The sequence below is a fragment of the Massilimicrobiota sp. An142 genome, assembly GCF_002160725.1.
Classification (GTDB): Bacteria; Bacillota_I; Bacilli_A; order Erysipelotrichales; family Coprobacillaceae; genus Allocoprobacillus; species Allocoprobacillus merdigallinarum.
Map to the genome: position 1 here is coordinate 44,988 of NZ_NFLD01000005.1, position 14,340 is coordinate 59,327.

General features: G+C 35.1%; 18 protein-coding genes and 20 tRNA genes. 36 read left to right on the forward strand and 2 right to left on the reverse strand.

Annotated elements, in window-relative coordinates:
* The first annotated feature begins 150 nt into the window (after positions 1-150).
* The 4 genes from B5E87_RS03305 to B5E87_RS03320 are packed head-to-tail and all read left to right on the forward strand — an operon-like array spanning position 151 to position 2,532.
* Complete coding sequence (locus tag B5E87_RS03305) at positions 151-612, forward strand: crossover junction endodeoxyribonuclease RuvC (RefSeq protein WP_241147121.1); 462 nt, start codon at positions 151-153, stop codon at positions 610-612.
* Entirely contained in the window at positions 602-1,189 is a 588-nt protein-coding gene (locus B5E87_RS03310) for a hypothetical protein (RefSeq protein WP_087243525.1), read from the forward strand. Before B5E87_RS03305 ends, B5E87_RS03310 begins: the two co-directional genes overlap by 11 nt.
* Positions 1,189-1,545, forward strand: a complete 357-nt coding sequence (locus B5E87_RS03315; RefSeq protein WP_087243526.1) for a hypothetical protein — start codon at positions 1,189-1,191, stop codon at positions 1,543-1,545. Before B5E87_RS03310 ends, B5E87_RS03315 begins: the two co-directional genes overlap by 1 nt.
* On the forward strand, positions 1,546-2,532 hold the full coding sequence (locus B5E87_RS03320) for a hypothetical protein (RefSeq protein WP_087243527.1): 987 nt from the start codon (positions 1,546-1,548) through the stop codon (positions 2,530-2,532).
* Between the two features lie 35 nt (positions 2,533-2,567).
* On the opposite strand, the gene B5E87_RS03325 is transcribed toward B5E87_RS03320, so the two are convergent.
* Together B5E87_RS03325 and B5E87_RS03330 are read right to left on the reverse strand one after the other, a co-directional pair.
* Positions 2,568-3,038: a hypothetical protein gene (locus tag B5E87_RS03325; protein ID WP_087243528.1), complete on the reverse strand. Its 471-nt coding sequence runs from the start codon at positions 3,036-3,038 to the stop codon at positions 2,568-2,570.
* A gap of 2 nt (positions 3,039-3,040) precedes the next feature.
* Positions 3,041-4,018, reverse strand: coding sequence for a hypothetical protein (locus tag B5E87_RS03330; protein ID WP_087243529.1), 978 nt, complete (start codon positions 4,016-4,018; stop codon positions 3,041-3,043).
* A 156-nt stretch (positions 4,019-4,174) separates the two neighbouring features.
* Between B5E87_RS03330 and B5E87_RS03335 the strand changes: the two genes are divergently transcribed.
* From B5E87_RS03335 to B5E87_RS03480, 32 genes are all read left to right on the forward strand, one after another.
* A complete protein-coding gene (locus B5E87_RS03335) occupies positions 4,175-4,927 on the forward strand; it encodes a PP2C family protein-serine/threonine phosphatase (protein WP_087243530.1) in 753 nt (250 codons plus the stop codon).
* A 121-nt stretch (positions 4,928-5,048) separates the two neighbouring features.
* Complete coding sequence (locus tag B5E87_RS03340) at positions 5,049-5,336, forward strand: hypothetical protein (RefSeq protein ID WP_087243531.1); 288 nt, start codon at positions 5,049-5,051, stop codon at positions 5,334-5,336.
* 4 nt (positions 5,337-5,340) lie between these two features.
* The gene (locus B5E87_RS03345) at positions 5,341-5,718 is read left to right on the forward strand and encodes a hypothetical protein (protein WP_087243532.1); all 378 of its coding nucleotides are present in this window, start codon (positions 5,341-5,343) and stop codon (positions 5,716-5,718) included.
* 319 nt (positions 5,719-6,037) lie between these two features.
* A complete protein-coding gene (locus B5E87_RS03350; protein ID WP_087243533.1) occupies positions 6,038-7,660 on the forward strand; it encodes a replication initiator protein A in 1,623 nt (540 codons plus the stop codon).
* Positions 7,661-7,817: 157 nt separating this feature from the next.
* Positions 7,818-8,021, forward strand: coding sequence for a hypothetical protein (locus B5E87_RS03355; RefSeq protein WP_087243534.1), 204 nt, complete (start codon positions 7,818-7,820; stop codon positions 8,019-8,021).
* A gap of 27 nt (positions 8,022-8,048) precedes the next feature.
* Complete coding sequence (locus tag B5E87_RS03360) at positions 8,049-8,405, forward strand: hypothetical protein (RefSeq protein WP_087243535.1); 357 nt, start codon at positions 8,049-8,051, stop codon at positions 8,403-8,405.
* Between the two features lie 35 nt (positions 8,406-8,440).
* Positions 8,441-8,665, forward strand: a complete 225-nt coding sequence (locus B5E87_RS03365) for a hypothetical protein (protein WP_087243536.1) — start codon at positions 8,441-8,443, stop codon at positions 8,663-8,665.
* Between the two features lie 191 nt (positions 8,666-8,856).
* A tRNA-Leu gene (locus tag B5E87_RS03370) sits at positions 8,857-8,939 on the forward strand.
* 167 nt (positions 8,940-9,106) lie between these two features.
* Positions 9,107-9,244 (forward strand) — tRNA-OTHER (locus tag B5E87_RS14970).
* A 28-nt stretch (positions 9,245-9,272) separates the two neighbouring features.
* Positions 9,273-9,349: transfer RNA gene (locus tag B5E87_RS03375), tRNA-Asn, on the forward strand.
* A gap of 1 nt (position 9,350) precedes the next feature.
* Positions 9,351-9,426: transfer RNA gene (locus B5E87_RS03380), tRNA-Glu, on the forward strand.
* Positions 9,427-9,564: 138 nt separating this feature from the next.
* A tRNA-Ile gene (locus B5E87_RS03385) sits at positions 9,565-9,641 on the forward strand.
* A gap of 10 nt (positions 9,642-9,651) precedes the next feature.
* A tRNA-His gene (locus B5E87_RS03390) sits at positions 9,652-9,725 on the forward strand.
* A gap of 5 nt (positions 9,726-9,730) precedes the next feature.
* Positions 9,731-9,807, forward strand: a tRNA-Pro gene (locus B5E87_RS03395).
* A 5-nt stretch (positions 9,808-9,812) separates the two neighbouring features.
* A tRNA-Thr gene (locus B5E87_RS03400) sits at positions 9,813-9,888 on the forward strand.
* A gap of 5 nt (positions 9,889-9,893) precedes the next feature.
* A tRNA-Tyr gene (locus B5E87_RS03405) sits at positions 9,894-9,980 on the forward strand.
* 8 nt (positions 9,981-9,988) lie between these two features.
* Positions 9,989-10,077 (forward strand) — tRNA-Leu (locus B5E87_RS03410).
* Between the two features lie 6 nt (positions 10,078-10,083).
* Positions 10,084-10,158, forward strand: a tRNA-Gly gene (locus B5E87_RS03415).
* 98 nt (positions 10,159-10,256) lie between these two features.
* Positions 10,257-10,332: transfer RNA gene (locus B5E87_RS03420), tRNA-Arg, on the forward strand.
* A gap of 9 nt (positions 10,333-10,341) precedes the next feature.
* Positions 10,342-10,418 (forward strand) — tRNA-Met (locus tag B5E87_RS03425).
* Between the two features lie 2 nt (positions 10,419-10,420).
* Positions 10,421-10,495, forward strand: a tRNA-Asp gene (locus B5E87_RS03430).
* A gap of 6 nt (positions 10,496-10,501) precedes the next feature.
* Positions 10,502-10,586: transfer RNA gene (locus B5E87_RS03435), tRNA-Ser, on the forward strand.
* A gap of 1 nt (position 10,587) precedes the next feature.
* Positions 10,588-10,663: transfer RNA gene (locus B5E87_RS03440), tRNA-Phe, on the forward strand.
* A gap of 5 nt (positions 10,664-10,668) precedes the next feature.
* Positions 10,669-10,747 (forward strand) — tRNA-Ala (locus B5E87_RS14975).
* A 7-nt stretch (positions 10,748-10,754) separates the two neighbouring features.
* Positions 10,755-10,829 (forward strand) — tRNA-Ile (locus B5E87_RS03445).
* Between the two features lie 491 nt (positions 10,830-11,320).
* A tRNA-Gln gene (locus B5E87_RS03450) sits at positions 11,321-11,397 on the forward strand.
* A gap of 24 nt (positions 11,398-11,421) precedes the next feature.
* Positions 11,422-12,006, forward strand: coding sequence for a hypothetical protein (locus tag B5E87_RS03455; protein WP_087243537.1), 585 nt, complete (start codon positions 11,422-11,424; stop codon positions 12,004-12,006).
* A 13-nt stretch (positions 12,007-12,019) separates the two neighbouring features.
* Positions 12,020-12,748 carry a hypothetical protein gene (locus B5E87_RS03460; protein ID WP_087243538.1) on the forward strand — a complete coding sequence of 243 codons (729 nt, stop codon included), beginning with the start codon at positions 12,020-12,022 and terminating at the stop codon, positions 12,746-12,748.
* A 5-nt stretch (positions 12,749-12,753) separates the two neighbouring features.
* Complete coding sequence (locus tag B5E87_RS03465) at positions 12,754-13,047, forward strand: hypothetical protein (RefSeq protein WP_087243539.1); 294 nt, start codon at positions 12,754-12,756, stop codon at positions 13,045-13,047.
* Positions 13,048-13,176: 129 nt separating this feature from the next.
* A tRNA-Arg gene (locus B5E87_RS03470) sits at positions 13,177-13,251 on the forward strand.
* Positions 13,252-13,264: 13 nt separating this feature from the next.
* Positions 13,265-13,876, forward strand: a complete 612-nt coding sequence (locus B5E87_RS03475; protein WP_087243540.1) for an HD-GYP domain-containing protein — start codon at positions 13,265-13,267, stop codon at positions 13,874-13,876.
* Positions 13,845-14,051 (forward strand): hypothetical protein, encoded by a 207-nt coding sequence (locus B5E87_RS03480; protein ID WP_087243541.1) that lies wholly within the window; start codon positions 13,845-13,847, stop codon positions 14,049-14,051. Before B5E87_RS03475 ends, B5E87_RS03480 begins: the two co-directional genes overlap by 32 nt.
* Positions 14,052-14,340: the final 289 nt, after the last annotated feature.

The window sequence follows — 14,340 nt, forward strand, 5'->3', positions numbered from 1 at the left end:
AAAGGGATGCTCTGGCATCTCTTTTTTATTTAATCGGAGGTGTTTCGTATTAGCCTAAAAAAAGTTTCACGTGAAACGAAATCCATCAAAAAACTCCCATCAATCCAACTTTTTTTAGACGTCTCCTCTACAAACACAGGAGTTGCTATCTTGTTGGAAGATGGAAGGGTGATGATGGACTCAATCAACCTCAAAAGATTCCAAAGACCACCCTGTATGTCTTTGACAGATTATGAAAAGGTCAAGATAGGAGTCATCAAGGAATATCTAGATAAGCTTGAAGAGAAATACAGGATTGATTTGGTGTGTGTTGAGGGTATATTCATTCGCCCTGGATATAATCAATCTTCTCAAATTCTTCTCAAACTCCACGGATTTTTGATGGGATATTTTCTGGATACACCATTCATATCAATACCACCATCAAACATTAAAAAAGCTATAGCAGACAAGGGTAATGCAAAAAAGGAAGAAGTGAGAGGAAGATTAGAAGAGGTATATCAATATCATTTTCGAAGTGATGATGAAAGTGATGCAATGGCTCTGCTTGTCACTTACAAGGGCCATAGTCAATATCAAATAGAACAGAAGGAGGATACTTATGGAATATGATAAATTATATAAAGAAGTGCTAGGTAGACTGGATGCTTATAAGGACAATGAAAAGAAGATAAAAGACACAGATGTCAATAAAAAAGCTTTTAATAAGATGTTATATAAGTACGAGGTTAATAATCAGACAGAAGAATTATCTGATGAGTTCAAGGAAAGTATTCAGTTGTTAAAGGATTCTGGATTAAGCTTGAATGATATCTTAACTGTACTTACTGTTTCAAGCAAAGAGATGAAACCATTTTTAACCGAGGCTAAAAATGAGTTAAAAACTCTGGCAGAAACGAATGAAGAATTATATCAGGAAATTGGAAAGGTAATGCTTGAAGATGAGAAAATGAGTGAAAGAAGTATGCATTTTCCACATATTGGAACTGTCAAAGTTGTGAGAGAAAAGGAAGTTAACATCACAGATGAAGACAAACTGATTGTTGAATTAGCAAAGAATAAAGACTGGCGAAATAAATATTTAAAGATTTCAAAGACTGTCACAAAATTACCAGAGGCAAAAGATGGATTAATTGATGGAATCTCAATTGAAGAGAAATTTAAAGTCACAGTGAAGGCAGATAAATAATGGGATTAAAAGAACGAGTCCAAAAGCAAAGACAAAAGACTGAACAGACTCCATCAAAAACCCAACAAAACTCCCCAATAGGAAATGAACTTGCTGGATATGTGCAATCATATCTTGCCTGGTTAAAGGTTCAAAATCCTAACTTTGCCGAAACCCTAACAACAGAAGAATTAGCCAATTATTTTTATGGTAAGGTCAAATTACCAGAGGAAATAATGATATACATGGAAAGCCATCCTCTCCAGACTCTTTCTAAAGTCTATGAATATATAGACCGTTACAAGGATAAGACTGATATGTTTGCAATCAATAAAAAAATAGAGCCCAAAGATAAAGGAAACTACAAGGAGGTATAAATGTATAAAAAGAAAGATTTCAACTTCCTAGAGAAATATGAAAAGATATCCTTTAAGACAGGAATTATCCTTTGTACAGGTGAGTGGATTCACATCATCATCAACAGCTTTCAAGAATCTCACAAGATACAAACAGAATGTAGCCAGGATGTCTATTTCGACCTCAGAGATTTCCTAGGTAAGTATAAAAAGATTCATGGAAGCAGACATGTGTTTACAATTGGGAATGATGGATTGCATATTCAAACAAAAAAGACAGGAGAAGAAGAAATCATTGGAGTAGAGAAGGGAATAAAAGTATCTCCTCTGGTTCCAAAAGAAAAAGGATGTCATCTCAATAATTGTAACTTTAAACAGTTTGATATTCTTAGCTCCATTAACATGGATTTGAGTTATATCAGTTTTTTAAAGGATTCCTCGTTGGTAATAGAAGAAGATAATTCTTATATCTGGAAAACAAATGGAATTACTGACATCTATATACAGTTACCTTCATTGTCTAAACCAATGGGATATATTCCTCATAGCTTGATGACTTTATTTGCCAATTGGCAAGGTGAAGAAGCGTATATCAGCATTGAAAAGAATGTACCAGGTATTGGTGTGGATAATCTTGTGTTATATGATGATGAAAACATCTTAGCTGTAGCAATGAATAGAAATGAGGAGTACAACACCTATGAACTTCCATCATCTTCTCAACAATACGTCTTAACCAATGAAGAGCTGAAAAACCTTCAAAGCATCAAGTTTAAGAAGTTATTAGCTCAGATAAAGAAGGAAAAGAATCTGAAAACAAGTTATGAAGTATATGTTGAGATTGTTGATGGGATTTGGTATATGAATGAAGAGAAATTCTTTGAAACAGAAGGGAAGATAACAACACGACGCTATGAAGGCTATAAACTTGCCACATTCATTAACAATGCTAAACACTTAACAGTTCATGATACTTATCTACAAGATGGAAATATTTATTTCATATAAACGAAAAAGTCCCCTTATTGGGGACCTCTTTTTTTTTATTTACTGAAAGTTTTGACTGTTCCTTGTAATACCTCTAGCATCTTTCCAGAATCTGTATCTTTGGCGGCCGAAATAGAGGTTAGTTTGCTATTGCTAACTAATTCATTTCTTTCTTCAAGATATACTTCTGAATATGCCTGCATTGTTGCCACATAATCCATATACTTATCAGAAAAGGCATCTAATATTTCTAAATCTAGGTTAACTCGATTTGATGCAATCTGATAAACATCATCCAAATACTTAACAGTCACAACCTGTTTTTGAGTATTCGTATCTGCTTTTTTCATATTTGTTTCATAAATATCTTCTGCTTTTTGAATCAATTCATAATCGCTTTGAACATTACTTAATTCGACTTCACTATAATCCATTGTTTTGCTGGAATCTATACTTTGCTTACATCCTAGAAGAGAAAAACAGAGAAGTAAGCAAATCACAGCCTTGAATAATCTTGATATTTTCATAACTATTTCACTGACTTAATAATATTCTTGACTTTATTCTGATAGCTTTTAGATGTGCTAGCTGAATTACCAGCGGAACTAATAGCTTTCTGTGCTGAAATTATCTGTTTTCTTAATGTATTATAGTTCTTTTGAATTGTTGTATTTTGTTTCGCTGCAGCAGAGCCAAAGGCAGAATTATTTTGTTTGCTATTAGCAATATTATTGTTATTTTGTGCTGTTGATGAATTTTTATCATTCTTCATCTCATTATTCTTTTTATCTATTGCTTGTTGATTCGCTTGTTGCTTTGAAGCTGTATCGGATGCATTGTTTTGTGCATTTTCCTCACTTTTGGATAGACTCCCTCCAAATTCTTTTGATTGACTTTCCTTATCTGTTAATGATTGTTGTTTCTGTTGGTCTTTGATGGCATTATAATCATCTTTACTGGCTAAGCTTTCATCACCAAAAGCCTCAGCAAATGTCTCATTACCATCCTCGATTTTCAGTATGCTGTCTTCTTCCTCTTTTTGACTAGCTTCCTGTTGTTCTAGTTCTTTAGCTTTTTCTTCATCACTGACTCCTCCAACTGCATCAGCAAGACTATTCATAGTACTCGTATTTGCGTTAACTGTATAATAGCCTTGAGCTATCTGATTGATTTCATTTTGTAAAGCCTGATTTTCTTTATCTGCCTGAATACTTTTCAAATACGCTTGAAATCCTTTGCCTGCATTTGTTTCTTCATCTAAAGACCCGTATTGTGCCTGAAGATTTTGAAAATTCTGTTTAGCTTCTCCAAATAGAGAATAAGCTTCTTCTTGTATATCAAAAGGTTGTTCCTTTCTTGCCTCATTGCTATTATCTTCTGACTTGAATCTTTCCTCGGCAGATTGTGTTGCATTTGTCTGCGAACTTTCTAGGTGGTTTGTAGCAAAGACAGGGGTAGGGGCTATCATGAATAGAGATAAAGCACCTGCAAAAAACTTTTTATTCACCTGTATCACCTCCACACTTTATTTTATCATACATAGGCTTCAATTCGATTTTCCTCAGATTGATGAATAGTTGATACAATAGTGTAAGGATAAAAACTTGAGAAAGTCATGGAAATGAGTTTTTGTCACTACACCAATAACAAAAGAGGTGATGAAATGAAACAGATTTATTTTTATGGAAATACAGCACAATGCCAATGTGATAAACAGGAAGATGCTATCTTTATGAGTGAATTAGAAGATTATTACATACTGATGATTGCTGATGGTAATGGAGGACAGGCAGGGGACATCAATACTGGTCAGCTTGCCATAAACATCATGTTCAACTATCTACAAAAAATCATTACACCTTATTCCTCTTTACAGGATATTAGAGATTCGATGGATTTTGGCATGTTTATAGTATCGCAGTCATTTCTGTCAATTAATGCTATCTCTGAAAAATATAGAAACATCTATGCATCATTGGCAGTTGTTATCATTTCTAAGACAACACAAAAAATGATGTTTGCCAGTACAGGGAATACTGAATTGCAATTGATACGCAATGGTAAACTTCAAAGAATCAACAGAATCTATTCAGATGCCTATGAAGCTCTGCAAAGAGGAGAGATAGAAGAAAGGGATTTCTATATTCATCCTGGCAGAAGTATGTTAACAAGTGCAATAGGAGTCTTTCCAGATGTCTCAGCTGATATCATGCTGTTTGGAGAATTACAGGAAAAAGATATCTTTATTTTAAGTACAGACGGTGTCTATCGTTATCTAAATCCTGATGAAGTCATTTCTATCCTTGGAGAAGCATCCAATATTCAGGAAGGAGTGAATCAAATCTTAACAGAAATAAATGATAAAGGTGGCGAAGACAATGCCTCTTTAATAGTGGGACATCTGTTCAATCAGTAAAAATACGATTTTACACAACTTGAAAATGAAATGATATAATGATTGAGATGTCAGATTTGTTTTAGGCAAATACAGATACATCAAAATTATTTATGTAGCAAAGGCTACGGAGGATTTACAAATGAATAAAATTATGAAGATTGGAAGTGGTATTGAAAGAGTAGACGGAGAAGCAAGAGAAGTGACAGCTTATGTAAGTAAATGTAGCACTTCATTAACAAGATTGTTAGAAGGAAACGACCCGGTAACAATCAAAGCTATGGGAAATAGAGCCATTGCTAACACAATGAAAGTTATTGCTAGAGTTCACAAAACTGTCCCTTTAAAATTAGATGCTCCAGTGTTCTTAGATGAACAGGTTGGCGAATCTGAATTAGCAGTATTCAACATCACAGTAGAAAAAGCATAGTTCAATGGATAATGGACAGTTAGAAGACTGGGGACAAATCATTCTTATTTGCCCTTGTCATATAAAAGAAGCGAAGGAATGTGAAGATATTAGAAAAATGAAAGATATGACCATGAAGATGGTCAATGGATATAGAAATGTCAATTTTCAATGTCCTTACTGCACAAACAGCTTTGATTATGAAGTGAAAATTAAACTCTTTGAACTTCTTAACAAATACTTTCAAAACAACCAGACATATGTGGGATTTAACAAGTATGTAAGTAGGAAAGGGGAAAGGATTCGTTTAAGATATATCAAAGAAATGAAAACTAACACAGGAAAAGCAATCATTATCGAAGCGGCTAATCTCACACAACATCCTAGCTTTAAAAATTCTTAGGACTCTAATGAGTCCTTTTTTTGTTGAAAAATGAAAAGAAGTCGTTTATAATAGTTATTGGGTAAATAAAAAACAAAACACAGCAAAATTTTCAATGAAAACAAGCTAAAACATCTTGATTTTTACATATCAAAGATGTATTATAGTTATGCATTGATAATGCTTTTGCGTACAAATTAAAAATTATGAAAAGTGCATGTATGAAGGCATGACCATTATTCAATGGTGATGCTGTGTATCGCCTTATTTACCCAACAAATAGGTCGTGACTTCGTACATGCATTTTTATTTTAAAAAAAAGAAAGGAGGATAAATATTTATGGACAAATATTATAAATATGAAGACAAAATAGTCAATTCCTTTCTTTTTGTACCAAAGTTCTTGTTTTCTGACGAACGCTTTATGAAGTTAAGTGTCACAGAGAAACTGATTTATTCCTTATATCTACACAGATATACAATAAGCCAATATCATGACGAGATAGGACGATATATCATTTTTACTGATGATGATGTTGTTGACAAACTTTACATCACTTCAAGGACTTGTATCAGAGCTAGAAAAAAACTCGAAGAAGCAAATCTCATCAAAATCCAAAAAACTCTAACATATAACAAAATCTATCTTGTGAATGTACTGAAAGCTTCTGAAAGTGAACATTTCTTTAACGAAAATGATTTAGAGGGATTAAAATTTTATCAGTTCCCAAGAGAATTCTTTGAAGATACTTATAAAAACTTAACACTGAATGCCAAGATGGTCTATACAGTTTTTCTAGATACTTTAACTCTTAGTCAAATGAATTACTTTGTAGATTCTAACAAAAGGATTTATTTTCAGGAGAACATGGACATACAGATAAAAAAACTAAATCTAACAAAGCCGACAATACGTGAGGCAAGATACCTCTTGATGGTATGTGGATTGTTGTTAGAGTATAAAACTTTCACTGAAGATATCAGATATTATCCATTAAAGCTGTCTCATTATACAGATAGAACTGCTGAATATAAGAAATGTAAGACAGCGAAAGAGAAAAAAGCATTTATAGAGAAGACAACAAAACAAGACAAAGATGAGTTAATACTGAATCCATTAAAAATAGGTGTAAAACTTCACGACTATAGAAAAGACGCAGGACTTACACAGACAAGACTAATCTCTTTATTAAGAGAAAGAAATGTAGATATTACTCAGCAGACTTATTCTGCGTATGAAAATGGAAAGTTACATATCAAAAAAGAACTATATGATATCTGTTTAGAGTGCATACAAGACGAAAAGAAAAAAATGTCTGAGTATACAATACCAAAAGAAAATATTGTCATAAATGACAACCCTAAAGAAAAAAATTGTCATGACATACAAGATAAAAACAAAGAAATGTCAGTAGAGGAAGAAAAATTAGTCACGAATGAAAAGAAAGAATTGACATCTCCTGAAAGAAAAGAAAGTCATATAAATTATACTTATACAAACAAAACAGAAAATAATTATAATGAAAAATTAATAGAATTAATTAATTATATTAATAACATTATAAATACTTCACATATTCTTTTAGAAGAAAAAGATTACTTAACTGCATGCTTTGATAAACTTCGTATATATAAACGATTCTATCTCAATACTTCACAAGAACTATTCACAACAGAAAGGTTATATGAAATCTTACAGAAGATGAATGAAAAAAATAAAGTTGAAGAAGTGTGTTTGAAGATTTTAGATAGAATTGAAACTAGCCATTATCAATTTAAAACCCCTGATTCAGCCATCAATTGTTTTATTACTTTCTTGCTTAATGAACTAAAAGTAGAGGAAAAACAAGCTGATGATGTCCCAGAATGGTTTTCTAAAAAGAAATTTCAGTTTAATAGATTACCTGAACGAAAAATAGAAGTGTCAGATGAAATAAAAGACTATAAATGGTGGGAGGAATAAACCCACCTTTTCTTATATTCCTAAATTTAGGATTTTACTAAATGCACTTAGTTTATGTTATAATACATTTGTATAGATAAACGATTTCCGGAGATTACATTGAAGTAATCTCTTTTTTCTTTTTGGAGGGAAAAGGAAAACGTGGAAAGGAGAAAAGATGAAAACATTAAAAAAAATCAAATGGAATCATGTTGCTTTGACTTTCATGACTCCAATGTTCATTGGAGTAAACTTCTATTGTATCTGGAAATTAATGTTAGCTTTTTTAACAGCTAACGTAAACACTGGATATAGTGCTTCTTGTTTTCTATTGATTGAAGCAATTATTCTATTTCTTATTATTACAATTAGATTTAAATAATGACCTATCTTGAAAGGAGGGATTGAGATGATGGTCATAAAGAAAAACCGTGTTTTTGTGGATTTGAGTAGCATATCATACTCAATCCACTCACAGGAAAAAGGTAGAGAGAAAAGAATGTCTTATGTTGGAGACATTGCTTCCATGCATGTTCTCAAATCATTTAGTGTTGACAGAGGTCATTTTGACGGACCAGAAATTCATCTCATTACAACAGATGGATATATCATCATTGTCAATGCATGGACATTTAAGTTATGTACGGTCTTGATAGCAAGACCAGGACAGATTGATAGATATTATAAAGCTATCAATCAAAAAGCACCAGTCTGGTTGCTTGATAAGGCTTTTTACAATCAAAAAAGAAAATTAAACAAACTCTAGTCTGGCCAACTGGAGCAAGAAAGGAAGAAAGAATTATGAGTTATATTGGTGAATCAAAATTAATGAGAGCAATTAGAAAAAAATTAGAAAGATATGGATATGGTGATATGGAAACGGCTTGTGCTGCTGAGCATATCATCGATGACAGATATGCGATTGAAGCTATCATTGCTGATGTCTTGGATGAAGATATGACCATCAATGAAGCTGTAAAGAAAGCAGTGAATGCGGAAGTTGAAAGAATGGAGTGTATGGAATAGAGTGATAAGAATCACTCTATTTTATCTTAAAACAAATATTATGATATAATTATTGACACAATATCATTTATATGATATAATGTGTGTACAGTGATGAAAGGAGAGAACATATTAAGACGATTTGTGATAGACTTTTCAATATTTCTTAATTTGTTGCTTCTTGGTCACAAGAAGTTTTTATTTTGAAAAACGTCCTCGTGATGGAACAGGTAGACATGCATGGCTTAGACCCATGTGCTTATGCGTAAGGGTTCGAATCCCTTCGAGGACACCAATATCACTCCAATGCTTGTAAAGAGTGAATATATGAAATTATATGAACATCTAGCATAATGGAAATGCGTAGGGTTCAGCGCCCTTCATGATACTGGTTCAAGTCCAGTGGTGTTCAAATGCCATATTAGAAATAAAGCTAAAACAGGGATAATCATATCCCTACATGGTCCTTTAGCTCAGTAGGTAGAGTAGATGACTGTTATACATCACTACATCAAATAAAGAAAGTTAAGTACGTGATGTATGTCAACACTTTGTGTTGATAAATCATGGTTACAGGTTCGAATCCTGTAGGGACCACCAAATATACATTTTTTGTGACAAACAATATTGGTGAGTAGCGTAGTTGGTTAGCGCAATCGGCTGTTAACCGATGGGTCGTGGGTTCAAGTCCCACCTCGCCAGCCATGGCCTGTTCGTCTAAAGGTTAGGACACAACCCTTTCACGGTTGCAATGTTGAGTTCAAGTCTCACACAGGTCACCAAAAATGGACATCTAGCATAATGGTAATGCAAAGGGCTAATTACCCTTTATGATATCGGTTCAAGTCCGATGATGTTCAGAATCTAATAATTATATAGACTATGTATTATGTATTGTTATTAGGGCTTAGCCCTAAAGTGGACATTTAGCTCAGGTGGTTAGAGCCATCGCCTCATAAGCGATTGGTCGGAGGTTCAAGTCCTTCAATGTCCACCATATAAAGATGGTGAGGTTAGCTTAATGGTAAAGCGCTGGACTGTGGCCCCAGTTATGCGAGTTCGATTCTCGTACTTCACACCATATATTGGAAAGTAGCTCAGTTTGGTAGGGCGCACGCTTTGGGAGCGTGAGGGCATGGGTTCAAATCCCATCTTTCCAGCCATATATGCCACCATAGCACAACTGGCAGTGCAACTGACTTGTAATCAGGAGGTTGGAGGTTCGATTCCTTCTGGTGGCACCATATACGGGGAGGTATGCCTAGTGGCGATGGCACCTGACTGTAAATCAGGCACGTTAGAAACACCGGTGGTTCGAATCCGCCCCTCCCCACCATTTCAAATGCCCAAATGGTGAAATCAGGTAGACACACTGGACTTAAAATCCAGAGGAAAATAATTCCGTGCCAGTTCGAGTCTGGCTTTGGGTACCATATTTTGCGGGTGTGATTCAACGGCTAGAATGTCAGCCTTCCAAGCTGAATACGTGGGTTCGATTCCCATCACCCGCTCCATAAATGGAAAGTAAATCCAAGAGGTTTTGGAACACGCCTGCTAAGCGTTGTGTGGGTATGACACCCATGAGTTTCGATTACTCTGCTTTCCGCCATATACGTCCTTAGCTCAGAGGAAAGAGCACGCGCCTTCTAAGCGTGATGTCAAAGGTTCGACTCCTTTAGGGCGTACCAATTCAATATCGCGGGGTAGAGCAGTTTGGTAGCTCGTCGGGCTCATTCCCCGAAGGTCGCAAGTTCAAATCTTGCCCCTGCAACCAATGGTGCATTCGTATAATGGTTAGTATGCTTGACTGTCTATCATGAGATAGGGGTTCGATTCCCCTATGCACCGCCAAAAAACGCCGAATGTCCGGGTGGTGAGGAAGGAGTCTTGAAAACTCTGGGCGGGCAACCGCTTGCAGGTTCGAATCCTGTGTTCGGCGCCACGGTTTCGTAGCTCAATAGGTAGAGCGCGTGGCCGAAGACCACGGCAGTATTGGTTCAATTCCAGTCGAAACCACCATAAATGGGAAATGGGACTGCTTGGAGTGGTCATCTGTTTTGCACACAGAACATCAGATGGGTTCGAATCCCATATTTTCCACCAAAAATCTAGGAGCGTAGCACAAAGGTGAGTGTACACGACCGATAATCGTGCGATGTAAGTTCGAGTCTTGCCGTTCCTACCATTTATATCATCTGTAGCTTATATGGTAAAGACACAGCCGTTAGTGCTGGGGAAGTTTGGTTCGACTCCAGACCGGATGCCAGAGTTAAGGATTCTCTGAGAAAAATCTATATTGGAAAGGACCACGGTGAGGAACTGTAAGCTTTTTTGCGACACTATTCCAAAACCGAAAGCATCTAGCTAATGCCTTGTTGGTCTGAGTTTCAAGTGCGAGGTTTGGGGCAGCTTGAACAAGAAATCGTATGGGAATAAAAAATCTGACGACAGCCGGATTGACAATATATTTCCGTCCTGTATAGGTAAAAGTGGTTTGATGTGAACCGTCAAAAGAAAAAACATCGCTGTCAAATACCGAACAAAGGATAAGAGTAGGTAAAAGACAAACCAGAATTCTTGAGGCTATTAACCTCTATTTGAATATCATTGAATAAGTTAATGGTCAACAGTCCATTGGGTAACTCCATAGGAGCGCTGTTAGGTCTTTTCTTTTATAGCAGAATGGCGAAATTGGTAGACGCACAGGACTTTGACTCCTGCATTTGAAGGTTCGAACCCTTCTTCTGCTGCCAAAATACTCAAATGGGGTGATAGATTTGTCAACTTATTATGATTATTATGTTTTTATTAAAAAGGATAATAAGTATAAGTATGCTGGATACTATGATATCTCTGGCAAACCCCTTCCCATATATTATCATACCCGTAGCTTCTCATACGGTTTCTTAGATTATGGACAATACGTTAATGACCTAGATAAATATGGTATCCATTTACCAAACGAAGGTGATGAGGAAGATGAAGCCAGATTTGGTTACCTTTTCCAATTACCAGACATAGATTCCATTCCAGACAGAAGCCATAAAGAAGCTTATATATATCAAACTCTACAAAGAGATATGGAAATTAATCATTTCGAATATGACATAGAAGAATATTTGGAAAATGATGAAGAATCTGTCGATGGGCATCCACTTGTTATCTGCAAGAGCGAATTTGATAGATTGTCATTAGATAAACAAAGGGAATATTTTTACTATCACTGGACTGATTATGAAGATATGTCCTACCATAGAAATATTCTATGTACCATCATCAATAACTGGATTAATATAAGACAATTCAAGGAATTCAGTGATGTAGATAGAAAAGACATTTATATTGTTGCCTTTGGAGGGTAGGGGGGTGATGTAAGTGCAATGTAAAATATATAAACGCACTTGGTCGTTGAAAAGGAAGTATCAATCAGAAGCGAGTTGTTATTATCTTTTTGATATTGATTATCCTTTTCCTTATAAACCATCCTATTTAAAAGCTCACAATTATCCTCGATTTTGGTGGACAACAGAATGGAATCTTATCTGTGATGAATTCAATCCTGAAAAGTATGAAGATATGGAATGGTTTAGGAAGAATGTTGCAGGATGCTTTGTGTCTCCTAAAGCGCTTAAATATATTCCATTTGCCAAATCAGATGATGATTTCCCTGTCCATGAAATATATGAAATAGAAGTTGTACAATATAAGGTAGTCAATGAAATGGGCTATCCTATAGATATGAATAACTATATCAGTGATTATATTGAGGAAAATATTAGAAGGCGTAAGGAAACAGCACAACATTTCGATATTGGTCGTTATTATCCATCTCTACGCTACTATTGGCGAAATCCTCAAACAACAAATGAAAAAAGACAGCAGTTATCTAAAGAGGAGAAAAGATACTATCAGGAAAACGGATGGCCTATCCAAGAACGTTCTAAAAGAAATGCAAGGAATTTGCCAGACCTGTTTGACGATAAATTCATCCATGTTGATAAATGCTGGAAATCTCAGACTCGTCAGTCTCGACAATATTTTAGAAATAAAAGAGCCAAAAGAAAAAGAATTCATGGAGAGGAATATAGGAATTTTGTGGGGTGATATTCTTGTCATATACTCAAAAACGTCATTCAAAAGAAGATATTCGACATGAAGCATGTGTTCATATCAAAAGAAAAGAAAAAATATTAAAGAATGTTTATGATGCGGGCAATGGTGAATGTAAAAACAATGAAAAACTTGGCTCTTACTACGGATACACGAAAGGAAAGTCGCACCGTCTTTCAAAAGGCAAAATTCATTGCTCCTGTCCAATGTGTAGAGAAAAGACGAAGGAAAGAGGATGGAAACACGCTGATGAAGTCAATATGATGAAAGGACTTGAAGATGAGAGAGAATAGCCAATGTGAATGATGGATAATTCTAGAAAAAATCCGTCAAGACTCTACTCCTATTGAGGATGGGAAAAACTCAAGCTGAAAGATGCACCAATAACCAAGTATAAGAGAAAGGCTATCATATATATTTATCTGTCTGTAGTCCAATGGATAGGACGCAGAGCTACGAACTCTGAGATGGTGGTTCGATTCCATTCAGGCAGACCAGTGAGGTATTAAGATGATAAGAGATTTTGTTTATCAGAGACTTGAATCTATGATAAACACTGTACCAACAGAACATTCTCAATCTCTTAATCAATATGCGAAAGATTTTATAAAAGGAATACAAGAGAAGTGTGATGTCACAATGTCACATGTGTTTATCGAGAACTTCCCTATGATTGTTGCTGTTCATGATATAGGGAAAAAACATATTCCAGATTATATTTTAGAAAAAACAACTCAGTTGACGGATGATGAATATGAATGTGTGAAACGTCATTGCATTTTAGGATATGAAGACTTGCAAAAAGCTTTCAACAACACATCTTTGAATAAAGAAGAAAGGGAGTTGATAGAATTATGCAAGGAATCATGTTTATATCATCATGAAAGACTTGATGGGAGCGGATATCCTTATGGTTATAAGCAAATCCCTCTTATCGCTCAAATGGTAGGAATTCTTGATAGTTTTGACGCTATGACTGTAAACAGATGCTATAAGAAAGCCATGAGCAAAGAAGAAGCTATCAAAAATCTTATTCAATCAGACAAATATAATGAGGAATTTATTTATGTATTATCGGAGGTGATAGAAGATGAAAATGAAACTAGAAATTCAGACAAATGAATTGAATGTAACATATGAAGAATTAGTCAATCATGTTAAAGACTCTTTAAAAATGAAGAATGTCCCTTTAACAAAAGTGAAAGATGTAAAAGCATATTATGTTCCTAACACAAAAGTTTTGTATTACACAGCCATGTATAATGGTGAAGAAATCAAAGGAGAAAAATACTTGTAGTTTTATACTTACAGTTTTCTCTTTATGCCAGCATTGTGATGAAACCTCCTCGTGGTTGCTGGTGGGTCGCGCTAATATCATCACAAGAAACAGACATATGGCTGAAAATCCTTTCAACGGGATAAGGCACACTTGCTTCATGGTGGGTGGAATTCCCATTATAGAAACTCGATTGAGATATAACATAAAGTGGTTCCAAGATGAACAATGCCGTTTGTAAATTGGCTGTGCGGACAAGGCTTTCCTATCCGGGTAACAAGGAAAGGGAAATCCTTCTGGTGATGCAAAT